We start from the raw sequence: 22128 nt of genomic DNA on the forward strand, positions 1-22128 counted from the left end.
CATTTAAATGCTTAAATACAAACTTTCCCCAAATTTATGTTTGCATTTGTAATTTCATAGAGGAATTGTCAGGATTTCCGCTTATTTTTTGGGCAAATCGTTAAATGCCCTTTTCTAAATTTTATTTCAAATTCAGTAATTTCGACTCCGAAGATTCCCAGCATAAAATATTGCTGGGAATCACTTAATTGTCTTGATTTGTTGTTATTTATAATTTTAACTAAATTGCTTTTTGGCTGCTTCACCTATCATTTATGAATGACTATAGGTGTCCCTACCGATGCCCACTCAAATAGCCATTTTGCATGTTTAGGTGCGATATTCACACAGCCGTGGCTCACTGGAGTGCCAAATCTCTTATGCCAGTAAGCTCCGTGAATAGCGTAATTACCTTGGTAAAACATCGCATAAGGAACGTTGGGAACATTGTAGTTTTCTCCCTGCATCCGCGTAGTTTTAAACTTGGATTGAACCTTAAAAGTACCAACAAGAGTAGGAGTGGCTTTTTTGCCAGAGGAAATAGCACTTCCATAAACAACTTTGTCACCTTGCCAAGCTATTAATCTTTGCTTGGAAAGATCGATTTGAATCCAGCGCTGATTTGATTGTTGTAATGTCTGGATTTTTTGTGCAATCACTTGAGTTTTGGAATTCGCCCAAACTTCACTGGTTCCAGTAGTAGTAAAAACACTTAGGGACAGTACTGTACCAGTGAGGATTATTTGTAGGCGACGCACCCAGTCAGGAGAAATTTGTCTTTTCATTTTAGATACACTCACACTCAAATCATGGGGTCATGAGAAACCGATCGGGTTTCACCTTTATTTCCCTATCTATTACTTTAATAGACGTGAATTTTGATGATTTGATTCTAAGTTAACCTAACTGTTGCATTAGGTTTTTTGCCTGAGTTGCGATCGCTGACCAATTTCCCTCTATGACAAGCTTTTGGGGAAATAATTCCCCGCTCAAACCAACAGCGATCGCTCCGGCTTGCAAAAATTCTTTCGCATTTTCGAGAGTCACGCCGCCAGTAGGAATTAAGGGAATCTGACCTAGTGGCCCTTGCAAACTTTTGATATAATCAGCCCCTCCCACTGCCTGCACGGGAAACACTTTTACACAACTAGCGCCTTGACTCCAAGCGGTAACAATTTCTGTAGGAGTCAGCGCTCCTGGTACGATCGGCACATTTTTTTCTTGTGCTGCTTGAATCATTGTTGAATCAACATGGGGTGTGAAGAGGAATTGCGCCCCAGATGCGATCGCATCTTGTAACTGCTGCACATTAAATAGCGTACCAGTGCCAACGATACAGGCTGGTAATTCTGAACGTAGTTGACTGATTAACTCCCCAGCGCGATCGCTATTCCAAGTAATCTCAATTAGCTGCATTCCCCCAGATGCTACAGCCATTGCCATTTGTTGTCCCAGTTCCATTTGAGGGGCGCGGATAACTGCGATCGCTCGGTGTTTTTCCAACTGTGATAACCAAATTTGATTAGGCATTTTGACTAGAGATTGGGGACTGGGAGTAGGGATTGAGACTAGAGAATAGTTTTCAATCTAGTAAATACCTAATTTTTAATACTAATGCCCAATGCCTCTCAAGAGCGCTGAGTAATGTTAGCACAACTGTTCTGCCCTATTCCCAATGCCCTTAAAACTTGCTTATTGCATCAAGCTATGAGATATTACATATAAATAGCACAAATCCTATAGCGTTACCGTAGATTAAAATTAGTGTCTTAGCATTTGGGTTTAAAGGAGTAATTAAAATGACAATTGCACGAGAAAACACAGCATCCTTACCAATCACCATTCACGATTCTGAAAGCGCTGATATAGCTAATTTATGGAAGCTTGTGCGACTAGGTGCAAATGACTTTTGGTGGCGTACTAAGGCATATACAACGATTATGGGCGTTATGCTGCTAACCTTAGTAAGTCTGATTTTTCTAAGTATGCATTGGTCTTACCGCAGACTGTTTCCATCGATCAGCCATCAAGTCATTGGTAGCGATCGCGGGATAAGCAATTAAAAATTAAAAACTAGACATCAAACTTGCAAAGGGATAGGCGATCGTCTCAATCGCCCGATTTTGCTTCCTTTACATTACTTTAGAGACAGTCTTTAAAAACTCAGCTTAATTCTTCTAGTAGAGGAGAGAGCTAATTAAAAATGCATATACTGCAATTACCAAGCAATAGTTTGTATAAGCCCCTAGTTAAAGACCTACTAGGAGCTTTTTTTTAATTGACTATCTACCTCAAATTGGTCATATAGCAGCGATCGGACAGCTTAGGACATTGGCAAATCCTAAGAGAACGCCTAGTCACACCTATCCATAGCTGACTTGTCCTAAGTAGGATGGTAGGCGCAATATATTAAAAAATCTAGTAGCAATTAAACTATTCCTAATGGATATTCATAATTAATTCTGATGGTAGATTAAGTTAAAAATGAAGATCGTTAATATGTAGTTGTAAGTCAAAAACGTTTACCAACTTAACAACAATGAATATTCTTGCTTGGATTGTTTTAGGTCTAATTGCTGGTGCGATCGCAAAAGCTATCTACCCTGGTCATCAAGGTGGCGGAATTCTAGGAACAATTGTGTTAGGAATCATCGGTGCTTTTGTTGGGGGTAGTTTAGGTGTATTTTTCAGTACGGGAACTTTATCTCTAGCAGCTCCTAGTCTCAGCATTCCAGGTATTGCGGTAGCAGTTCTTGGTGCAATTGTCGCAGTTTTCCTGTGGAATTTATTAACCAACCGCAGTGCTGTATAAAAATTGCGGTCAATCAATGACAAAGATTTAGCAAATTCATTTAACTATTTTTAACTGTGAATTAAATAAAAAAAATAGCGCCAGTCTGTGATAAGTCTGGCGCTATTTTGTGATTATAGAGGTTCTCAGTAGAGTCCAGTACAGACCTAACCCCAAGCTCCCTCCATTGTTAAGTGCATTACTACATTCCCTCTATCTTCTCTACACCGTCAGATTAGAGGGGAATTTCTGTATTAGGCTCGATTTTGGGAAAGATATTGGTAACAATTTTATAGGAAGATTAACGATCTCTAAGCGTACAATTTTCTTTATAGTATTAATTAGCTCTAAGAATTCCTATACCAGCTTCTCTTTCAATGTAATCTGCTAAGTTGATAAAATCTTCACGCGGGTAGCATCTTCCGCCAACTAGATCAAAAGCTAATCTACTGGCAGGATTTTCTGGATTTTCGAGTATATGTATACCCCAATAGTAAAGTAGGTCACTAGTCCGAATGCAAACTTCTTCTGGATCTATACAATGAAATTTTTTATCTATTTTACTAATTTCTTTATAAGCATTAGAATAGACTTCTTTTAAAAGCTTTAAGCGCTTAATACCAGGATCTTTAAAGTTGTTAACTAGTACAAATAAATGAGCTAAATTATTGATTTCGCGTATTTCTTTAACAGTATCTTGAATAACTTTTCCGTGCTTACTTATTCCCAGTGGATTGAAGGTTGTTGGGATAATACAATAATCTAATCGCTTAACTAGCTCTGGGGGATTACGCTCTAATGCTGGTGAGCAATCGCAAATTACTATTTGACAGTCACGGGCAGCATCTTCATGCCAATCATTTCCATCAAAAACTTGAATAGTTGTACCTACCCCTTTAGGATTGGGAACAAAAACCCCATCACCTACTAATTTTTGCAGATTTTGTTCTGGGTCTAAATCCACAAGTGCTACATTAAATCCTTGCAGGGCTAATGCTCCTGCTAAATGACCTGCTACAGTTGTTTTTCCTACTCCACCTTTACAGGTAAAAACTCCAAAATAAACTTTTTTTTGAGGTTCTCGCGGAGGGTCAGGATTAATTGGGTCATCAATTACAACCAGCTTATTTTCATGGGCAATCCCACAGCGAACTTTAGTATCTTTACCCCAGGTTCTCATTAATGCCAATGCTGGGCCGCCAAATCCTTTTGTAGTTATGAACCAACCAAAATTAAATTTTTTGCCTTCGTTAGAATCTAAAAAGTCAGCAAACTTTAAGAGCTGTGGCGCTGTTACGTTACTTTTTAGCCATTTAACCTGAACAACACCAACTAGATTTCCTTTTTTAACGACTAGATCGTAGCCAGGTTGATTGGTTTTTGCAGTTTCAACTGTCCAATCTGCTTTATGGATCAATTTTGCTACGTGCTGCTCAAAGTGGGTAAAATCCTGGATGAATTGTGGCTCTAGTGATGACGACATAAACAGCCTTAAGTGTTTTGGCTCAAAGTGGTAGTGTATAATACAGTATACTCTACCGAAATAAACCCTGACCATATAGTTGATTTATGTACGTAACATGAATCGCGATGTTTCTGTCTTTCAGAGAAAAAACATACTCTGACATAAATTAACAGCAAATTTATATCTGATTTTAATAAGTATAAATACACTAAAATATACAGCTTTAATAAAATTTTCAATAACTTGCACTGGTCGCTGTACACGAATTGACAATGTTTCGTTAAGCTGTAAGCGCTATGATTGAAGTTTATTGAACGTCTTATGCATTGGTTGTTATCTGGGCCGTTGAGTACAGAAGCATTGACGGTTAACATTGCAGGGTTGCCTGCATCGTTACAAGGTAAAAAGCTGGTGCAGTTGTCAGATTTTCACTACGATGGTTTGCGGCTATCGGAAGAGATGTTAGAAAAAGCGATCGCAGTTACTAACGAAGCTAAACCAGATTTAATTTTATTAACTGGTGACTACGTAACTGACGATCCGTCGCCAATTCACCAACTGGTAATTCAACTCAAACATCTGCAAAGTCGCAGTGGTATCTATGCTATCCTTGGCAATCACGATATATATAAACACGCAAAAGCAGAAGTTACAGAAGCCCTTACTAGCATTGGAATTCACGTCCTTTGGAACGAAATTGCCTATCCACTAGGAAAAGAATTGCCACTCGTTGGACTGGCTGATTATTGGTCACGGGAATTCCACCCCGCAACAGTTATGAACCAGCTAAACCCTGACACACCATGCATTGTTTTATCCCACAACCCAGATACTGCGGAGATATTACAAACATGGCGAGTTGATTTACAATTATCTGGTCATACTCACGGTGGTCAAATCGTGATTCCCGGAATTGGCCCTGCGGCGTTGTTTTACGAAAAGCTTGTAAAAAAAATACCCAGAAAAGTGAGGCGTCGATTCCCATTTCTAGAAGTAAATGTTTCTGTAGTCAACCATTGGGAATGGGCGCAGGGTTTGCATAGGCTAGGTAAAAATCAGCTATATATCAATCGTGGTTTGGGAACTTACCTCCCAGGACGCTTATTTTGTCGCCCAGAAGTTACTATAATCACCCTACAAGGTGAGTAGGTAATTCCAAATTTAACAAAAAAGAACGCAATTTCAGCAGGTACTCTGGTTAATGAGTGCCTGCAAACTTAGGCATAACCTGCTACTTTCATCGCCAAAATTTAAATCAATGAATTAATTGTATCTGAATTAGATGACATAAATTATTGCATTTTATCAAGTTACATTTTTATTTTTGGTAAGCTGTAAGCGCTGGTATGAGGAGTATCGGTTAACTTATGCATTGGTTGTTTACGGGACATTTAAGAGTAGATAAAATAACGGTTAAGATTGCGGAACTTCCTGCATCTTTACAAGGTACAACGTTAGTACAATTGTCAGATTTTCACTACGATGGTTTGCGACTGTCGGAAGAGATGTTAGAAAAAGCGATCGCACTTACTAATGAAGCTGAACCAGATTTAATTCTATTAACTGGTGACTACGTAACTGACGATCCCACACCAATTCACCAATTGGTGCTTCGACTCAAGCATCTGCAAAGTCGCTGTGGTATCTACGCCGTCCTTGGGAACCACGATATCTATTACAGCCACTCCAAAGCAGAAGTTACACAAGCGTTAACCAGCATTGGAGTGCATGTGCTTTGGAATGAAATCGCCTATCCATTAGGAAAAGAATTACCATTGGTAGGACTAGCTGATTATTGGTCGCGGGAATTTTACCCCGCACCAGTGATGAATCAACTAGACTCGCTTACACCGCGCATCGTTTTATCTCATAACCCAGATACAGCCAAAATATTGCAACAATGGCGCGTAGATTTGCAACTATCTGGTCATACCCACGGTGGTCACATTGTCATTCCGGGCATTGGCCCTGTAGTACTTTATTACAAAAAGCTACTCAAACAAATTCCCAAAAAATTACGGCGTTGGGTAACATTTTTATTAGGAGACTGCTCGAAAGTAGTCCGATATTGGGAGTGGGCGCAAGGGTTTCACAAGGTAGAAGAAAATCAACTATATGTCAATCGTGGTTTAGGAACTTATAAACCAGGACGTTTATTTTGTCCGCCTGAAGTGACTGTAATTACTTTAATTGGTCATTAGTCATTGGTCATTGGTCATTGGTCTAAATAAATGACAAAGGACAAAGGACAAAGGACAAATGACAGCCCACAGGTCAGAGTGCAATTTAAATACATAAACTAAAAGCAGAAACCGCCTGAAGCTACGATGGATAAATCTCAATAGCTTGGGGCGGTTTCTTGAAGATTGGAGAATTCAGAAATGACTAACTCAAAATAAGGTGGACAGTATTCGCGATCGCTTTACTCAGAATTGCACATCCTTACATTCCAACTAGGCAGGCATTTTCTGGCTGTGCGTTCTAAAACCTCCAAAACAACTCATTGAACTTAAGGCAAAAACACATTCAACGGATGTCACAACCAATCATAGCGATCGCGAGAAGATTAGAGCAGGAGGCACAGGCTCTAACTTGAAAGTTTTTGTTTAACTTTTAACCTGTTTGTACCTTGGTCTTAATCTAGCATTGTGTTTGTTTAGCTACAAGACACCTTTACTAAACTTGAATACCATTAATTTATCGCAACAATTCAGAAATATTGCTTAAAATTTGTCCCACTTGGTAATATTGGCATTCACGCCAACATTACCAAGTGGGCTGAAAGTTCAGAAGCCTTTATTGACCAGAACCGCCTGCGGTAGAAGAACCGCTATTAGATGTACTGTTTGACTGGTCTACTCCTTGAGGTGTAGTGGTTTTAGAGGTGTCACTTTTCGTACTAGGAGCAACAGTATTGGTAGAACTATCGTTCTGCGAAGCCGGAGTATTAGTAGTTGGACTCGTCGCCGGACTTTGTGACGCTTTAGGAGCTGGCTGGGTTACAGAAGGTGCTTTTTCTGCCGCAGGCTGCTGCGGTGGAATAGTAATGTTAATATCCGGTTGGCGAGGTGCAGACGGAGGTGCAACCTGCTGTTGGGGAACAGGAACAGCAACAGGTACAGGTACTTCCCTAATGCTTTCTTTGATTATCGTTTGTGGTTGAGGAGATGCACTGGGAGTTGGATTACTCTTACTCGGAACAGGAACCACGACTGGTACAGCATTGTTAACTGCTGCGTTATTCTGCTGGTTGAAGTACCAAACCCCACCTATAACCAAACCAAGCAAGGAAGTAATGATAATACCTAACAGCAAACCACCACTAGCATTGTTTTCATCACGTTGGGCTAAATCTGCTTGCTGATAGTTACGCTCAACATTTCGACCTTGTACGTAACCATTGGTGTAAGAGTTGGGATTAGTTGTATTGTTCTTAACCGTTTCAGTGGTTCGCGTCAAGTCAGTGTGAGTATTACCATTAATATCAGTGTAAGATTCTTGCTTGACTTCACTGTTTTTGATTTCGCGTTCATTGGGAATAGACATAGCCGTTGATTTAACTCCTCAGATTAAAATATTGACGAACTAAAGCTTTGTGAGAACAAGAGGTTTTAATGAACTGAAAATATATGTTGCTGATAAATATTGAGTCTTATTTGCTACTCAACTGTTGGTGATCTCAGAATAACCCCTGCCCTCAAACAAGTGGCTCTATCTCCAGGGAGTTAATACTTAATCTTTAGAGAGTTAATACTTAATCAAGAGAAAGAGTATCCCAAAGATGGATGTTATCAAACTGTCAATTAATGCATCGATCGAAAAATCTAGCAATTTGCTTCAATTCTCTAAATTTTTAATTTGTTGTTAAATATCGCATCGCCAAAGCTTGATGGTCATATCTCGACTACCGCTAACCAAAGTTTTGCCATCAGGACTGAAAGCGACAGAGTTAACACAACAATATGACCATCGGTACTAAAAGCGATCGAACCAACATAGCTGCGATGTTCAGCAAGAGTAACTCCAGGTCTGGTGTCACCGTCTGAAGTGTCTTAAACTATATCCGCTGCTTATCTCCAACGCCGATTTAGCCGCAGTAAACTTTTTATTCTCTGACAAAATCTTTCTAACAGAGGTCTAGGTTTTGATACATATCTAGGCGATCGCGATCTACGCGTACTCCCCGGATTTCTTAACTCTTCTTCTATTTGTGCAGCTTTATTTAAATCTGAAGCGGCTCTATATTCGTATCCCAATTGTGAGCAAACTAGCCCACGATATTTATACGCGTCAATATAGTGAGGATTGAGACGAATTGCGTGGGTAAAATCTGCGAGCGCATCCTCATATCTTCCTTGAGTAGCATTTTCTACTCCTAAAGTGTAGAAAGTTTCTGCATCCCAACGATTGACAGATATTTTTGGGGGATTTTTAGGCGAAGATGGAGATGGATTTTCAGGAATAGGAGGCTCAGATGGAATTTCAGATTTGAGCCTGTTGTAAGCTGCGTTGATTGATTTTATTTTTTCCTCAGCTTCCTGTTTTTGCCTTTGATCGACAAAGCGATCGGGATGCCAAATTTTCACCAGTTTACGGTAAGTTCGCTTCACCTGTGCTTGAGACGCACCGGGTTTTAGCCCAAGAATTTCATAAGCATCATTGATATCAAAGACATCGCGCATACTGAAAAAATCGGCAACTATCTAAACCTATGTTAACTATTCCCAAAAATCCTCTCCAATCAACCCAAACGCCCCATTCTGGTTATCACTGGGATGGCAGTAGCCGTCGCTTCTTTGAAGGCTGGTATTACCGCGTCACGTTGCCGGAAATTGGGCAAACATTCGCCTTTATGTACTCTATTGAAGATCCCATCGGCGGTAAACCTCACAGTGGCGGTGCAGCCCAAATCCTCGGCCCGGATGATGAGTATCTCTGCCGTACTTTTCCTGATGTCAACAAATTTTGGGGTAGTCGGGATGTTTTGGGTTTAGGTCATTGGGGTAAAAATAATTTGCAAGTTTCTCCCCTATACCTCCTGCCAGCAGAGTTTGAGTATCACGTTCAAGAAGGATATCAAGCTACAGCCACCTTGAATCAGGGAATCATTCGCGATCGCGCCACCAATAATTATTGTCGTTGGCAGTATGAAATTCAACCAGTATACGGTTGGGGCAATCAAAATAGCATTCAGCAATCAACCGCAGGCTGGCTGTCATTCTTACAGATTTTTGAACCTGGGTGGCAAATTTTGATGGCTCACGGTTTAGCCAGTGGGAAGATTGACTGGAATGGCAAAATCTACGAATTCACTAACGCCCCAGCCTACGGTGAGAAAAATTGGGGTGGTGCTTTTCCTCAGAAATGGTTTTGGATAAACTGTAATTGCTTCGAGGGCGAACCCGACTTAGCATTAACTGCTGGCGGTGGACGGCGGGGTGTGCTGTGGTGGATGGAATCTGTAGCGATGATTGGACTGCACTATCAAGGCAAGTTTTATGAATTTGTTCCCTGGAATTCCCAAGTTGAGTGGGAAATTCAGCCTTGGGGTAGATGGCAAATGAAAGCTAGCAGCTCTAGTTATGAAATTGAATTAACAGGAACCACGGATTTACCTGGTACACCTCTACGTGCGCCGACAGCAGAAGGTTTAAGATACTGTTGCCGGGACACCATGCAAGGAAAACTAAATTTAGAGTTACGAGAACTAAATGGGAGAAAATCTAAAATAATTCTAAAAGCCGAAAGTTTTCTTTGTGGTTTAGAAGTAGGCGGCGGCTCTTGGGATAATTTTTGGCAGTCTCCCTAAAACTACTGCTATAATTATATATGCTTCGCAGTTGGGGTTGTAGCTCAGTTGGATAGAGCGGACGCCTCCTAAGCGTCAGGTCGTGCGTTCAAGTCGCACCAGTCCCGTTATATTGAGACAATTCATATATACAGCAATTAATATGGTAAAAGCATTGCTGTGCCCCTAACAGTGGTACACCTGTTCGCCCAAGTCGGGATATCCGTCCACGCGACTGGCTGCTGATTCTGTGCAATTGAGAACTACTATATAAAGTGGTTAGAACCCTTTGATGAATCGTCCGATATCGGTTAGGATAATCCATCAATTAGAGGAAAAACTCCAGGCACGTTTAATCGCGCTGCTACACGAAAACCAACCAAATTTATATTTGGGCAGAATTTGGGCAAATTCTTTGGAAGTTTGCTACTCTACTATCAATTGTTTTTTCTTATAGCCAGAGAAAATTGTGTACTAAGTAAATTAAGTTATTGAGCCTTGAATAAGCTACTCTTTACAAATAAATCTTTTCGTTTTATGGCTTTTGTCCTACCAATATTTATGTGGTGGGGATACAAAGAAGTACAAAACCAATTTGTGCAGCCGCAAGCAGTTGTAGTGTTAGGTGGTTCAACGAGACATTTAGAGCGAGAAAAATTTACAGCAAAATTCGTTCGGGAGCATCCAAATATACCCATTTGGATTACAGGTGGCAGTCCACGTACATTCACCCAAAGAGTGTTTACCAAAGCTGGTGTTGATCCTCAACGTTTACACTTGGATTATGAAGCAGTAGATACAGTTACTAATTTTACTACTTTGGTAGATGATTTGCAAGCTCGCGGCATTAAGAGCGTTTATTTGATTACTTCAGACTTCCACATGCGCCGGGCTTGTGTCATCGGCGAAATTATTTTAGGTAGTCGGGGTATTTATTTAAAACCAGTGCCAGTTCCTTCCGAAAAACCCCCTGAATCTATCGAAAAATCTGTTCGTGATGGAGCTAGAGCGATAATTTGGTTAGCAACTGGTTACACTGGTGTGGATGCCGCTAAAAATAAACGGTAAATCCAACTAATTTTGGATTTTTAATCGGTCAAAATCCAAAAGACTAATGACAACCGTCACTAGTCACTTATCTGGTTCGGGAAAAAAACACCCCAAATTTCCCCACAATTTGATACCCTAGCTTAAACAGATTTGAGTAAAGTTAAAGCGTGGAAATTCAACTTGGGCGGGGAAAAACAGCTCGCAGAGCTTACGGAATAGATGAAATTGCTCTAGCCCCTGGTAATAGAACACTAGACCCCAGTTTGGCAGATACTAAGTGGCGTATTGGCAATATTGAGCGAGAAATCCCGATAATTGCTAGTGCTATGGATGGCGTAGTAGATGTTCGTATGGCTGTACGTTTGTCACAGTTAGGAGCATTAGGTGTCCTCAATTTAGAGGGTATTCAAACTCGCTATGCCGACCCAGAGCCAATATTAGATCGGATTGCCTCTGTGGGGAAAGATGAATTTGTTGCCCTCATGCAAGAACTCTATGCCGAACCAATAAAACCGGAATTAATAGAACAACGTATTCAGGAAATTAAACAACAAGGTGGCATTGCAGCGGTGAGTGCGACTCCAGCCGGTGCAAGTAAATACGGTGAGGCAGTGGCAAAAGCTGGGGCAGATTTATTTTTTGTCCAAGCTACGGTAGTTTCTACTGCACATCTGTCACCAGAGTCTTTAGTACCACTCGATTTAGCAGAATTTTGTCGTTCCATGCCCATCCCTGTGGTGTTGGGGAATTGCGTGACTTACGAAGTCACGTTGAATTTGTTGAAAGCTGGGGCAGCTGGGGTACTGGTGGGAATTGGGCCTGGTGCGGCTTGTACTTCTCGTGGGGTATTGGGTGTGGGTGTGCCACAGGCAACTGCGATCGCAGATTGTGCCGCAGCACGAGATGATTACTATAACGAAACTGGCAACTATATCCCCATTATTGCTGATGGCGGTTTAATCACCGGTGGCGACATTTGCAAATGCATCGCCTGTGGTGCTGATGGTGTGATGATTGGCTCCCCCTTTGCTAGAGCCGCAGAAGCCCCTGGACGAGGTTATCATTGGGGTATGGCGACTCCTAGCCCAGTCTTACCCCGTGGCACTCGCATTCGCGTTGCCACCACTGGTAGCCTAGAGCAAATACTCATTGGCCCAGCAGGACTAGATGATGGCACTCACAATCTTTTAGGAGCCTTAAAGACCAGCATGGGTACTTTGGGAGTGAAAAATATTAAAGAAATGCAGCAGGTGGAAGTTGTGATTGCACCTTCTTTATTAACCGAAGGCAAAGTTTACCAAAAAGCTCAACAATTAGGTATGGGGAAATAGAATTTGCGACTGGGGACTGGGTACTGGGTACTGGAAAAGAGTTATTTTAATCCTAATTCCTAATCCCTAATCCTCAATAATCCTTCAATAAATTTTTCTGGCCCCTAAACAATTGCTGGAAAAATCCGATATGTCGCTTACAATAGAGATAGCGGAGACGCATGTTTCCGTTCACTCCTCACACCACACTCCGCCCGGACTACTGTTCGGGCGGTTCCTTATGTTTGTAAATAAATTCTAGAGCTTCTTTGCAAATGTACATCCTCGCACTCCCAAGCTGAGGTTTTTGCTATGGTAGAATTTTCACCAAGTTCAGATATTATTGGCGAAGGTTTTAGGCATGTCAACAGCCGCACAAGTTACCGATTCTAGTTTCAAGCAAGAAGTACTCGACAGCGATGTACCAGTTTTAGTTGACTTTTGGGCACCCTGGTGCGGACCATGCCGTATGGTAGCTCCTGTTGTCGATGAAATCTCCGAACAGTACAAAGGTCAAATAAAGGTCGTAAAAGTCAACACAGATGAAAATCCTAATGTTGCTAGTCAGTATGGCATCCGCAGCATTCCCACATTAATGATTTTTAAGGGTGGACAAAAAGTGGATATGGTGGTCGGCGCTGTGCCTAAAACTACATTAGCTTCCACTCTCGAAAAGCATCTTTGAAACTCAATCGGCAATCAAATCCTCTTGAGTTATCCATTTTGTTCTAACTTTAAGTTAATTTTCATAAACAAGTTTGAGAGGCACGAATTTCCTGTCTCTCAAGCTTGTTTACATTTGTATACAGTTCCAGAATATTTTTAGGAGTTTTCTACCTCAAAAACAACTGCCTAATTTCCGCACTAGCAATTTCTAGCGCTAACGCCCCTAACAAAAAGCCCAAAAGCTGAGTCACGTACATGGATTCTCTACCAGAGGCTGTGCATAGCTTGTTTAAGAGAAAGGGTATGCTCAGAATTCAAAATTAATATCAATTCTTTTTTTCAAATTGGTATAACTTGCTTCTCTGTAGGAGTATGTCTCTAGATGAATTATTCCTACGTGAATAAAGCTTAACCTCACATATAGGAATCTGATTTAATTCTTGAACTTACTTGCTTAGGAAAGTAAGAGAGAACAAAAAAGAAGTGAATATATTTGTACTGAAGTTTTTTCGCAAATCAAATAGGAGTCCTATAGAATTGGTATAACAATCTCATAAATAAATTTAGTTACTCTGTCATACGGAAATATTCATATCAGGCAGCTTTTATCAGGGTTTGATCGCAACTCATCGCAATATTATTCAGTTTGCTAGAACCCAGAGAAAGATTAAGAGCAGCAATAAAACAAGTCTGTTAAAGAAAAAGAACCCTAATGGATTTCTAATTAAGTTCCACAGATTTTGAAGTAGCGATATATTTTGATAATCTATCTTCCATAAATCAACTGTTCGTTGTTGAATCTATGAAGTCTTATTTAGCCGCCGCTATTCAATTGACCAGTGTGCCGGATTTACATAAAAATTTGGCACAGGCAGAAGAATTAATAGAGCTTGCCGTGCGTCAAGGTGCTGAATTGGTAGGTTTGCCAGAAAACTTTTCCTATATGGGAGAAGAAAAAGATAAACTCGCACAAGGTGATGCGATCGCTCTTGAAAGTGAAAAATTTCTCAAAAAAATGGCTCAACGCTTTCAAATTACCATCTTGGGCGGCAGCTTTCCAGTTCCAGTAGACAATACAGGCAAAGTTTATAACACCACTCTACTTATCGACCCAAGCGGTCAAGAACTTTCCCGCTACTACAAAGTACACTTATTTGATGTTGATGTCCCCGACGGCAACACCTACCGCGAATCCAGCACTGTTGTGGCTGGTACTGAACTACCCCCCGTGTATTTCTCAGAAAAGCTCGGTAATCTAGGGCTTTCTATTTGTTATGATGTCCGATTCCCAGAACTGTATCGTCATCTGGCAGAGAAGGGAGCCGATGTTATCTTTATTCCCGCCGCTTTTACCGCCTTTACAGGTAAAGACCACTGGCAAGTACTACTACAAGCCAGAGCCATCGAAAATACCGCCTACGTCATTGCTCCCGCTCAAACGGGGAACAACTACGCCCGTCGTTTAACACACGGTCACGCCGTCATTATCGACCCTTGGGGTGTGATTTTAGCCGATGCTGGAGAAAAACCGGGAATTGCGATCGCAGAAATCAAACCTACTAGGCTCGAACAAGTTCGCCGTCAAATGCCCTCTTTACAACATCGGGTGTTCTAGGGAGTAGAGAGCAAAGGAGGCAGGGGGAGCAGGGGAAGAAGAACTATTGATTATCGACCAATGCCCCATTCCTAGCCCTTATGAATACAACAAAAAACCGGGTGTTTACCCGGTTTCTGACAACATTCAAATCCTCAGTTTTTTAGGAGCATAGCAAGACTATGCCCCTATTTATTAGTTGGTTGTCAAAATTAAACTTTAGCAGCTGCCTTGGTAACAACGTTGAGTTCACCTTTAGCATACTTAGCAGCAAAATCTTCCAAAGAAATTTGCTTAATCTTGCTGGCGTTGCCAGCTGTACCAAATTGCTGATAGCGTTCAGCACAAACCTTCTGCATGTATGTAATAGAAGGCTTGAGGAAGTGACGGGGGTCAAACTCCTCTGGTTTTTTAGCCAAAGCTTCACGTACAGCAGCAGTGATAGCCAAACGGTTGTCGGTGTCAATGTTTACTTTACGTACACCACTCTTGATGCCTTTTTGGATTTCTTCTACAGGTACACCGTAGGTTTCAGGAATTGCACCACCATACTGGTTAATCAGTGCAAGCAAATCTTCAGGTACAGAAGAAGAACCGTGCATTACCAAGTGGGTGTTAGGCAGACGGCGGTGAATTTCTTCAATGCGGCTGATGGCCAAAATTTCACCAGTCGGCTTACGGGTAAACTTGTAAGCACCGTGGCTAGTACCAATGGCAACAGCCAAAGCATCTACTTGGGTTGCTTCTACGAAGTCAACAGCTTCATCGGGATCGGTTAGCAATTGGGAGTGGTCGAGTGTGCCTTCAAACCCGTGACCATCTTCAGCTTCGCCAGCACCAGTTTCTAGAGAACCCAAACAACCGAGTTCACCTTCAACGCTGACACCCAAAGCATGAGCTACGTTTACAACTTCGCGGGTAACGTTAACGTTGTACTCGAAGCTAGCGGGAGTTTTTGCATCAGCTTCTAAAGAACCATCCATCATCACGCTGGTGAAGTTGTTCTTAATTGCTGAGTAGCAAGTAGCAGGGGCATTACCATGATCTTGGTGCATGACAATGGGAATGTGAGGATAGGTTTCTACCGCTGCCAAAATCAGGTGGCGAAGGAAGTTTTCTCCTGCATAATTACGAGCGCCGCGTGAAGCTTGTAAAATTACGGGGCTATCTGTCTCGACAGCAGCTTTCAGGATTGCCTGAATCTGCTCCAAATTGTTAACGTTGAAAGCTGGGATGCCGTAACCGTTTTCAGCTGCGTGATCCAACAGCAGCCGCAGTGGTACAAGCGCCATAGATAGTCCTCCTAATGTGGTTGTCAGCTAGTCGGTCTGAGAGAAGCGTAATCATTACGCTAAATCTTAAGAGTTTTTTCAACTTACTTATAGGAAATTATAACTAGTGTGGTGTATATATGTTGAAAAACTTTACGCCATAGTTACTATAAAAAAGTCCTATACTCGCTCCCTACTGCTGTACTATGTCCTATACTTGCTCTCTACTGCTGTACATTTAGCTACCCTACAACTAGTAGCTTTGGTAGCCCAGTATTCAAAATGCTCTTTACTAAAATTACAAAGAAGAGCGATCGCCTCTTTACATTATTTAATAAACTTTTATATGGGTCGCCCGGGATTCGAACCCGGAACTAATCGGTTAAAAGCCGAGTACTCTACCGTTGAGTTAGCGACCCTTTCGCTGCATTTCGCAACTTTGCAATCATAGCATATACATCTGTAGATTTGTAAAGAGGTTTAGAAAAAATTAGCCGTCAACCTTACAGATGCTGTGTGGCTAGCTCCTGGTGCTAACACAGTCAGGTTATCGCCAGTATTGAGAGAGTTACGGGTCGCACTCCACGGTTCTAGACAGTAGAACTCTTTGCCTTTGACTGTCCAAAATACCAGGTAGGTAGAGAAATCATCATAATCCAAGGTGAGTTTTAACTTCCGGCTGCGGTCTATCGCAGTAGCCGATTTACTTGTTAGCTGTCCAAAGGCAAAATCAATTTCATCACGGCTAAAGTCAAAATTGCCGTCAAAAGAGTGAATTTCTTTAGTTTGATTGTCTTGATACTGCTTAGAAGGAATTTCCAGCTCTAACTGATTTTTATCACCACATAGAAAGTAGGGATGGAAACCAGCCGAAAAGGGCATTGGTGTGGATGATAAATTTTTATACTGTTGGCGGACTTCTAGGGTATTACCTTGTAGTTCGTAGGTGAAAGCCAGTTGAAAATCAAAAGGATAAACAGCTTTAGTTTGCTCGTTGCTATTCAGAACGACAGTGAGACTAGCTTTATCTCCAGTTTCTTGTTCTGTTACTTTCCACGGCAATTCACGGGCAAAACCATGTTGTTTGAGAGTATATTTTTGTCCGTTATGAGTGTAAGTATTATCTGGTAGATTGCCACAAATAGGAAACAAAATTGGATTTCCACCTCTGACGCTCAACTCAGAATGAGTAAAGCGTTCAGTATCCAGGTAGAAAATTTCTTGCCCTTGAATGCGCCAACGGGTGATGATACCGCCGCGTTCGGGTACGACTTCCAATTGAGAACCAACGGCTTCGTCAGAAAGAATATAGGTCTTGTATTGTTGCTGTTGAACTGCAATGCTAAACACAAATTTTAGTCCTGGGATTAGGGATAGTTATGAGTTAGGAGTTAAGAGTTAAAAATTCATAACTTCTAACTCCTAACTCCTAACTTTGTTACTCGTCTTCTGCAAACACGAAACGATATAACTCGCTGGGGTCGGGTTCTGGGCTGCTTTCGGCGAATTTAACGGCTTCGTCGATTACATCCTGAATTTTACGATCAATTGCTTTGATTTCTCCCTCATCCGCCAGGTTTTGCTCCAGCAAATAAGCTGCTAACTTCTTAATTGGGTCGCGGGCGAACCAAAATTCTTTCTCCGCTTTGCTTCGCATTTCATCTGGGTCTGCCAAGGAGTGACCCCGAAAGCGGTAGGTAAGCGCTTCAATTAATGTTGGGCCTTCACCTGCGCGGGCACGGGCTACAGCTTCTTGAGCCACGGCTCGAACTGCTAGTACATCCATGCCATCTACTTCCACGCCCACCATGTTAAAGACACTGGCTTTTTTATAAATCTCTGGCTGGGAAGTGGCTCGTTCGTGAGACATCCCAATAGCCCACTTATTATTTTCGACCACAAACAGAATTGGCAGTTTCCATAGGGCTGCCATATTTAGTGTCTCGAAAAACTGACCATTATTAGCTGCACCGTCACCAAAAAAGCAAGCTGTCACTTGGTCAGCATTTTTATCTCCCAGCACTTCGCGGCGGTATTTGCTTTGAAAAGCCGCTCCAGCTGCTACAGGAATTCCCTCAGCCACAAAAGCATAGCCACCCAGCAAGCGATGTTCGGCAGAAAACATGTGCATGGAACCACCGCGCCCTTTGCTGCAACCTGTGGCTTTGCCAAATAATTCTGCCATTACCTCTCTTGCTGGTACTCCCGCACTCAGAGCATGAACGTGGTCGCGGTAGGTACTACAAACGTAATCTTCACCCGGTCGCATCGACTGCACAACACCACTGCAAACGGCTTCTTGACCGTTGTACAAGTGGACAAAACCAAACATTTTGCCTCTGTAGTACATTTCAGCACACTTGTCTTCAAACAAGCGCCCTAATACCATATCCTCATACAACCGTAACCCTTCTTCCTTAGTAATTTGCGTAGTAGCAGGATTAAAAGTGGGTAAAGTACGCTCTTGAACCATTATTTTTGAGTATCCCTGTTGTACAACTTAAAGTTACGGTCTTAAATAAGTTGGTCTGATAACACCTCAGCTTTTAACAGGCTAGCGTTTGTAAGACCCAACAATCAAACTTTATTTATGCACCAAAAAAGGGTCTTAGGGAATAGCTGAATTTTTAATTTTTGATTTTTAACTTTTCAGCTCATGCCCCGTGAGGATTTGACTCTAAGGGCAATATCTAGCGCTTTCGGTTTTCTCCCTCACTATTCCCCTTCACAGACTAGCAATCAAGATAGACTGCTTTCTGCATATCCATTAACAATTTAAAAAAAAGGAGGCAAAAATCTATAATATCCAAATAGGTAATTGTAATTAAAGGTAAATTATGATATGATTTCGTTCTCCTGTTATCAGGGTAAATCCCCAATAGTGGTATTTTTGTTACCTATCTAGTGGGAAAGTACCAAAAAAATCAATCATCAATAGATTCTTCCAGCCACAACAATTATGCTGCGATCAAAAGCGGTAGTTGTGGTTTGTGGTATCGAAGGCTGATAATAGTTGTGTTAAACAAAAATACTAAGAATTAAAACAAACAATTGAGGCTTTCTAGGCGAAAGCAAAAAATTAGTACTAAAATGTGACTCAAAATTTCGGGAAGGTACAAAACAAGTTGTTGCAATATACACTTGTAGAGTAAATTCTATACGGCATTTTTATGGCACGGTTTTACGGCCTGGAACGCTCTAGGTAAATTATGTTGATCGCGGTGCAGGGGAAGTAGGCTGTGCGAATTCCGCTAGATTACTACCGAATTTTAGGACTACCGTTAGCGGCAAGTGATGAACAATTGCGACAGGCATACAGCGATCGCATTGTACAATTGCCACGACGTGAGTATTCTCAGGCAGCAATTTCTTCTCGTAAACAACTCATAGAAGAAGCTTACGTGGTTTTATCAGATCCAAAACAACGCAGTACCTACGATCAGCTTTATCTTGCTCACGCCTATGACCCTGATAACCTTGCTGCTGCCGCAGTAGCACTGGAAAATCGTCCAGAAGGCACCAAAAGGGGTAGTGATACCCAAAGCCTGGGCATCGAAATTAGCCAAGACGAATTAGTTGGCGCTTTATTAATTTTGCAAGAGTTGGGGGAATACGAACTTGTATTAAAACTAGGTCGTCCGTACCTGGTAAATAAAAATAGTGCTACAAGTGCAAGAAAGGGCAATAATTTAGCAGACGAAGAAATACACGAAAGTGCTGAACATCCTGATGTTGTCCTCACTGTCGCCCTTGCTTGTCTAGAATTAGGTCGCGAACAGTGGCAACAAGGTCACTATGAAAATGCCGCTATATCTCTAGAAACTGGTCAAGAACTGTTAGTACGCGAAGGGTTGTTCGCCAGTGTCCAGGCGGAAATTCAGGCGGATCTTTATAAATTGCGACCATATCGAATTTTGGAGTTGTTGGCACTACCTCAAGAAAAGACTGCCGAACGAAGCCAAGGTTTGGAATTATTACAAAATCTCTTAGAAGATCGTGGCGGGATTGATGGCACGAATAATGATGATTCTGGTTTAAACATAGATGACTTTCTGCGGTTTATTCAGCAGTTACGCAACCACTTAACAGTCGCCGAACAGCATAAGTTATTTGAAGCCCAAAGCAAACGTAATTCTGCTGTTGCCACTTACTTAGCTGTTTATGCCTTGATAGCGCGGGGATTTGCTCAACGGCAACCGGCTTTAATCCGTCAAGCAAGGCAAATGCTCATACGTCTGGGTAAGCGTCAAGATGTACATTTAGAACAGTCATTATGTGCTTTACTTTTGGGACAAACTGAAGAAGCAACTCGAGTTTTAGAACTTAGTCAGGAGTACGAAGCTTTAGCTTTTATTAGAGAAAAATCTCAAGACTCTCCTGATTTATTACCAGGGCTGTGTCTATATGCAGAACAGTGGTTGCAACACGAAGTATTTCCCCATTTTCGGGATTTAGCAAACCAGCAAGCTTTTTTAAAAGATTACTTTGCTAACCAACAGGTACAAGCTTATTTAGAAGCACTGCCAACGGATGCAGAAACAACAAATGAGTGGGCTGTAATTAACCCCCAAAATTTTCCCCAGCCGCAGATAAATAATTCGCCTTTCCCTAAAAATTCGACTAGGACTCCAAAGCAATTTAACCACAGCAGAACACCTGACCTAGATTTACCAGAAACACCAGAACATTTAAACTTCTCACCACCGATGTGGAATTCATCTGGAAGTGTAAAATCAGAGGTTCCTGCTGCTGAACGAACGAGCAGAGGCACTAATCAGAATTTGAACGGTTCAGCTAAAAGTGCTACACCTGCTCATAACCAAAAGCGTCGGCGGAGAAAACCTACTCCATCTAATATCCGGGAGCGTGTATCGGATAATCGTCCCCATTCTCGGCGTCCTCGGCGGCGGCGAACTTTTGCTAACACCATTGAAGGGAAAACACGGCTGGTATGGAGAGTGTTTATTTCTTTAGTGAGTATTTTAGTTTTCTGGGTGTTAGCCACAACAACTTTTGGATGGTTAAAAAATCTGTTTTTTCCAACAAGATCAGCACCTCCTTCACAGTTGTTTGTACAAATAAATCAACCACCAATATCTATTCCCCCTCCAAATAGTCCACCACAAGGACTAGATGGCTCTTTAACAGATGCAGCGGCAGAGCAAATCATTCGCACTTGGCTATCTACTAAAGCCGAAGCTTTAGGGCCGAATCATGAGATTAATAATTTAGAGCAGATTCTAACTGGTTCAGCTTTGTCTCAATGGCGGGCGATCGCTCAACAGGCTAGGTCTGACAACCGCTACCGCAAGTACGAGCATAGCGTAAAGGTAGAATCTGTAGAGAAAATTGATTTATTCGCAGATCGTGCCGCAGTGGTAGCTACGGTGAAAGAAGCGACGCAGTTATATGAAAATGGTCAGTTTAAAAACTCTTCTAATGACAATTTGCGAGTTCGGTATGATTTAATTCGACAACGAGGTAAATGGCGTATTCAGGATGCATCTGTTGTGAATCAGATAATTAGATAAGTTGTAATGTTTAGGTTTCCAATACTACTAACAAACTTTTCAACATCAAATAAGCAGAAGTCCCTCCTGGATCTGGATGTCCGATACTTCGTTCTCCCAGGTAGCTAGCCCGTCCCTTTTTCGCTTGCATTGGTATAGTTTCCTGCAACCCTTTTTGGGCTGCTGCTACAGCCTCTTGCATAGCTTCCAGCGTTCCTTTACTTTCTCCTACAGCTTGCCCAAAAGCGGCTACAGCCGGAGATAGCACATCCACCATCGTTTTGTCTCCTAGTTGCGCTTTGCCACGTTGCACCACGCCGTCTAAACCTGCTTGGAGTAGTCCTAAAACATCTTGTTCTGTTAATTCTTGCTTACCAACTACTGCTGTACTGGCTCGTAAAAACCAGGTGCCATAAAGAGGACCACTAGCACCGCCAATGGAAGAAATCAAGGTCATACTCACAGCTTTAAGAATGCTGCTGATGTCCTTGTCTGTAAGAGTTGGTAACTGAGCGCTTACCTTTTTGAAGCCGCGATCCATATTGATCCCGTGGTCAGCATCTCCGATCGCAGCATCTAATTCTGTCAAATAGGCTTTATTCTGTTCTATCTCGGTTGCATAAGCCTGCAACCACTGTAATATCTGCGACTGACTCAACATAATTCGTAATTCGTAATACTTCTCTACCAGAGGCTGCACTTCG

19 protein-coding genes, 2 tRNA genes and 1 pseudogene are annotated in these 22128 nt (G+C 41.8%); 11 read left to right on the top strand and 11 right to left on the bottom strand.

What is annotated here, in order from left to right:
- Positions 1-248 precede the first annotated feature (248 nt).
- Together V7K53_RS30320 and V7K53_RS30325 are read right to left on the bottom strand one after the other, a co-directional pair.
- Positions 249-764, bottom strand: coding sequence for a L,D-transpeptidase (locus V7K53_RS30320; protein ID WP_094348083.1), 516 nt, complete (start codon positions 762-764; stop codon positions 249-251).
- 112 nt (positions 765-876) lie between these two features.
- Positions 877-1509, bottom strand: coding sequence for a bifunctional 4-hydroxy-2-oxoglutarate aldolase/2-dehydro-3-deoxy-phosphogluconate aldolase (locus V7K53_RS30325; RefSeq protein ID WP_335201192.1), 633 nt, complete (start codon positions 1507-1509; stop codon positions 877-879).
- Positions 1510-1778: 269 nt separating this feature from the next.
- Here V7K53_RS30325 and V7K53_RS30330 point away from each other — a divergent pair, with 269 nt between their 5' ends.
- Together V7K53_RS30330 and V7K53_RS30335 are read left to right on the top strand one after the other, a co-directional pair.
- Positions 1779-2042, top strand: a complete 264-nt coding sequence (locus V7K53_RS30330) for a hypothetical protein (protein ID WP_335194330.1) — start codon at positions 1779-1781, stop codon at positions 2040-2042.
- 476 nt (positions 2043-2518) lie between these two features.
- Entirely contained in the window at positions 2519-2791 is a 273-nt protein-coding gene (locus tag V7K53_RS30335) for a GlsB/YeaQ/YmgE family stress response membrane protein (RefSeq protein ID WP_094348080.1), read from the top strand.
- Positions 2792-3107: 316 nt separating this feature from the next.
- Here the strand turns inward: V7K53_RS30335 and V7K53_RS30340 are convergent, their stop codons facing one another.
- On the bottom strand, positions 3108-4253 hold the full coding sequence (locus tag V7K53_RS30340; protein WP_335201193.1) for a nucleotide-binding protein: 1146 nt from the start codon (positions 4251-4253) through the stop codon (positions 3108-3110).
- 303 nt (positions 4254-4556) lie between these two features.
- On the opposite strand from V7K53_RS30340, the gene V7K53_RS30345 reads away from it, so the two are divergent.
- Positions 4557-5384, top strand: coding sequence for a metallophosphoesterase (locus V7K53_RS30345; protein ID WP_335201194.1), 828 nt, complete (start codon positions 4557-4559; stop codon positions 5382-5384).
- A 218-nt stretch (positions 5385-5602) separates the two neighbouring features.
- Positions 5603-6436, top strand: a complete 834-nt coding sequence (locus tag V7K53_RS30350) for a metallophosphoesterase (protein WP_335201195.1) — start codon at positions 5603-5605, stop codon at positions 6434-6436.
- A gap of 595 nt (positions 6437-7031) precedes the next feature.
- Here the strand turns inward: V7K53_RS30350 and V7K53_RS30355 are convergent.
- From V7K53_RS30355 to V7K53_RS30365, 3 genes and pseudogenes are all read right to left on the bottom strand, one after another.
- The gene (locus tag V7K53_RS30355; protein ID WP_335201196.1) at positions 7032-7781 is read right to left on the bottom strand and encodes a hypothetical protein; all 750 of its coding nucleotides are present in this window, start codon (positions 7779-7781) and stop codon (positions 7032-7034) included.
- A gap of 318 nt (positions 7782-8099) precedes the next feature.
- Positions 8100-8189 (bottom strand): annotated as a pseudogene (locus V7K53_RS34165) (hypothetical protein); the annotation flags it as partial.
- Positions 8190-8305: 116 nt separating this feature from the next.
- A complete protein-coding gene (locus V7K53_RS30365) occupies positions 8306-8917 on the bottom strand; it encodes a DnaJ domain-containing protein (protein WP_335201197.1) in 612 nt (203 codons plus the stop codon).
- Positions 8918-8946: 29 nt separating this feature from the next.
- On the opposite strand from V7K53_RS30365, the gene V7K53_RS30370 reads away from it, so the two are divergent.
- The 6 genes from V7K53_RS30370 to V7K53_RS30395 all read left to right on the top strand — a co-directional run bounded on the left by V7K53_RS30370 (position 8947) and on the right by V7K53_RS30395 (position 14664).
- On the top strand, positions 8947-10044 hold the full coding sequence (locus V7K53_RS30370) for a tocopherol cyclase family protein (protein WP_335201198.1): 1098 nt from the start codon (positions 8947-8949) through the stop codon (positions 10042-10044).
- Between the two features lie 33 nt (positions 10045-10077).
- Positions 10078-10151: transfer RNA gene (locus V7K53_RS30375), tRNA-Arg, on the top strand.
- A 409-nt stretch (positions 10152-10560) separates the two neighbouring features.
- Positions 10561-11091, top strand: a complete 531-nt coding sequence (locus tag V7K53_RS30380; protein ID WP_099101842.1) for a YdcF family protein — start codon at positions 10561-10563, stop codon at positions 11089-11091.
- A gap of 149 nt (positions 11092-11240) precedes the next feature.
- Positions 11241-12404 (top strand): GuaB3 family IMP dehydrogenase-related protein, encoded by a 1164-nt coding sequence (locus V7K53_RS30385; protein ID WP_334717191.1) that lies wholly within the window; start codon positions 11241-11243, stop codon positions 12402-12404.
- Positions 12405-12744: 340 nt separating this feature from the next.
- Complete coding sequence (gene trxA / locus V7K53_RS30390; RefSeq protein WP_104909616.1) at positions 12745-13068, top strand: thioredoxin; 324 nt, start codon at positions 12745-12747, stop codon at positions 13066-13068.
- Between the two features lie 783 nt (positions 13069-13851).
- Positions 13852-14664, top strand: coding sequence for a carbon-nitrogen hydrolase family protein (locus tag V7K53_RS30395; RefSeq protein ID WP_335201199.1), 813 nt, complete (start codon positions 13852-13854; stop codon positions 14662-14664).
- A 191-nt stretch (positions 14665-14855) separates the two neighbouring features.
- Here V7K53_RS30395 and fba read toward each other — a convergent pair whose 3' ends face one another.
- The 4 genes from fba to pdhA form a co-directional block, all read right to left on the bottom strand.
- Positions 14856-15935, bottom strand: coding sequence for a class II fructose-bisphosphate aldolase (gene fba, locus V7K53_RS30400; protein WP_100898838.1), 1080 nt, complete (start codon positions 15933-15935; stop codon positions 14856-14858).
- Between the two features lie 326 nt (positions 15936-16261).
- Positions 16262-16333: transfer RNA gene (locus V7K53_RS30405), tRNA-Lys, on the bottom strand.
- Between the two features lie 61 nt (positions 16334-16394).
- Positions 16395-17264: an aldose epimerase family protein gene (locus tag V7K53_RS30410; protein ID WP_335201201.1), complete on the bottom strand. Its 870-nt coding sequence runs from the start codon at positions 17262-17264 to the stop codon at positions 16395-16397.
- A gap of 88 nt (positions 17265-17352) precedes the next feature.
- Positions 17353-18387, bottom strand: coding sequence for a pyruvate dehydrogenase (acetyl-transferring) E1 component subunit alpha (gene pdhA, locus V7K53_RS30415; protein WP_322670249.1), 1035 nt, complete (start codon positions 18385-18387; stop codon positions 17353-17355).
- A gap of 766 nt (positions 18388-19153) precedes the next feature.
- On the opposite strand from pdhA, the gene V7K53_RS30420 reads away from it, so the two are divergent.
- Positions 19154-21445, top strand: a complete 2292-nt coding sequence (locus tag V7K53_RS30420; RefSeq protein ID WP_335201203.1) for an IMS domain-containing protein — start codon at positions 19154-19156, stop codon at positions 21443-21445.
- A 10-nt stretch (positions 21446-21455) separates the two neighbouring features.
- On the opposite strand, the gene dhaL is transcribed toward V7K53_RS30420, so the two are convergent.
- Positions 21456-22085 (bottom strand): dihydroxyacetone kinase subunit DhaL, encoded by a 630-nt coding sequence (gene dhaL / locus V7K53_RS30425; RefSeq protein WP_335201204.1) that lies wholly within the window; start codon positions 22083-22085, stop codon positions 21456-21458.
- Positions 22086-22128 lie beyond the last annotated feature (43 nt).

The sequence above is a fragment of the Nostoc sp. genome, from assembly GCF_036917355.1.
Taxonomy (GTDB): domain Bacteria; phylum Cyanobacteriota; class Cyanobacteriia; order Cyanobacteriales; family Nostocaceae; genus Nostoc.